Below are 2,456 nucleotides of genomic sequence, written 5' to 3' on the forward strand. Positions count from 1 at the left end.
GTTTATAGTATTCTAATAATTAACAGGGATGCATTTGAAAAGTTAACATCTCTTTTATAAAATGATCCATATCAACTAGAGATATGGAGGAGATAGGAGTGCTAACTTTGGAGAAGAAAGAAAAAATGATTCGTTTATATCTAAAAGGTCTATCTTATACAGCCATTGCTAAAGAGATAGGAATGACTCGACAAACGGTTAGTAAATATATTAAGCAATATGAGAAGGATCAGAAGGCGTTAGAATTGGCTAAGACTATTGAAGAAAAAGAACACATTATTATCCGTTCATCTGCTAAGCCTAAGTACGATAGTAGTAAACGTCAACGGATTAAATTAACACCTGATGTTGAGTCAATGATTGATTCTTGCTTAGAAGAAAATAAACAAAAGATTCAACAGGGTAAACGTAAACTCGTGATGAAAAATACAGATATTTATGAATGGCTGATTTCGAAAAATATTGATATTAGCTATCGTTCAGTTTGTGCTTATGTTTCTAAACAAACACAACGTTCAAAAGAGGCCTTTATTAGACAAGCTTATGAGCCAGGACAAGTGGCTGAGTTTGATTGGGGAGATGTCACTCTTTATATTGACGAATTGGGTACTGAACGCCGCTTTAAAATTGGAGTGTTTGACTTGAAATATAGTGATAAGAGATTTGCTTATCTTTATTCACACGAAAATACGGAAGCTTTTCTAGATATTCACACTCGCTTCTTTGAAGAAATCAAAGGGGTTCCAACTGAAATCGTCTATGATAATGCACGTGTTCAAGTGAAACATCTAGCTGGGAGAGAAAAACACCCCACTGAGGCGGTTAAAAAATTAATGAATTATTATGGTTATACGCCGCGATACACGAATCCTTACAGCGGTCATGAAAAAGGTCATGTGGAGCGTTCTGTTGAATTAATTCGACGAAAAGCGTATAGTAAGTCCCATCATTTCAAAACCATTGCAGATGCGGTAACTGCACTTTTAGAAGCTACTAGTCGTGAAAATCAAAAAATAAAACAACGAACCAACCAATCTGCAGAGACTGTATTTGCACAAGAACAGAAGGATTTACTTCCCTATCGATTACCGTTAGATACTTACTTAACTTCTACCTATAAAGTGAATAAATATAGCTTCATTCATGTCGATTCAAATTTTTATTCTGTTCCTGATTACTTAGTCGGAAAAGAGGTGACTGTCCGTAAAAACATTGACCAGATTAAAGTTTATTTTGATCATCGATTTTTATTTAAGGCTAAACGCTTAATCGGACGTCATCACTATCATATTGATATTCATCACTATTTAGCGACATTAAAAAAGAAGCCTGGGGCAATTGCGCATAGCTTGGCTCTCAAACAAGCTACTCCCTGGCTTCAAAACATATTCCAAAATTATTATAGCACAAATCCACGAGATTTTATCTACCTATTAACAATCATTGAGAAGAACTCTCTTGAAACGGTTCAATTCGCGATTGAATCTTTAAAGCGACAAGGGTTACCCATTCAAAATGATCAAATCATCAATTATTTATTGAATTTAACCCCTAGTCAGGCTGATACTCAAGATTTAATTCAAGCCCCTATTGAACAGGCTTGTTATCATCAATTATCTGAAATTAGTTCAATGTATAGTCAAGGAGAAAACTCATGGATCAATTAATTAAAACTTACACTAAACATTTACGCTTACCTTATATTCATCAAAATTTATCTTTTCATTTAGAACAGGCTCGGTTAGAAAATCAATCCTATGAAGAGTTCTTACTGAATCTTTTTCAATATGAGGTTGAGCTTAGACAACAGAATGGTATTAATACTCGTATAAGAGCAGCTAAATTTCCATATTTGAAACATTTAGAGGAATTAGATGTTGCTGCTTTACCATTAGAAGCTCAAAAACATTATCAAACGTTAAGAAGCTTAGAATTTATTGAGAAGAAACAAAATGTCATATTGGCAGGTAACCCTGGAACTGGTAAAAGTCACACGGTCATTGGACTCGGAATTAAGGCCTGTCAAGCTGGGTATCATGTGTATTTTGCACATGTTCCAACTTTAATTATTGAGTTAAAAGAAGCAAAGAATGAACGTGTCCTTCAACGTTTAAAAAAGAAGTTTGACAAATATCATCTCATTATTTTAGATGAGCTTGGCTATATCTCGTTTGATAAAGAAGGCGCAGAGTTGCTATTTAACTTTATCTCGACTCGATGCGAAAAAGCATCCACAATGTTTACGACTAACTTACCCTTTTCAAGATGGAATGAAATCTTCCATGATCCGATTATTACAGCGGCAATTGTTGATCGCATTACCCATCAATCATATGTGATTAACATGAATGGAACAAGCTATCGTTTACAACAATCAAAAAAATTCTTAGAAAATCAAGAAAGTTAAAAATTAAATTTCAATTAAGTTAACTTTTCACTTGCAATATACAACCATT

The 2,456-nt window shown here is 34.0% G+C and carries 2 protein-coding genes; both read left to right on the forward strand.

The window, feature by feature from the left end; all coding sequences use genetic code 11:
- The first annotated feature begins 83 nt into the window (after nt 1-83).
- Nucleotides 84-1,667, forward strand: a complete 1,584-nt coding sequence (gene istA, locus HMPREF9402_RS05085; protein WP_139058183.1) for an IS21 family transposase — start codon at nt 84-86, stop codon at nt 1,665-1,667.
- Complete coding sequence (gene istB, locus HMPREF9402_RS05090) at nt 1,655-2,407, forward strand: IS21-like element helper ATPase IstB (protein ID WP_009606725.1); 753 nt, start codon at nt 1,655-1,657, stop codon at nt 2,405-2,407. Before istA ends, istB begins: the two co-directional genes overlap by 13 nt.
- The last annotated feature ends 49 nt before the right edge of the window (nt 2,408-2,456 follow it).

This window comes from Turicibacter sp. HGF1 (assembly GCF_000191865.1).
GTDB lineage: Bacteria > Bacillota_I > Bacilli_A > MOL361 > Turicibacteraceae > Turicibacter > Turicibacter sanguinis.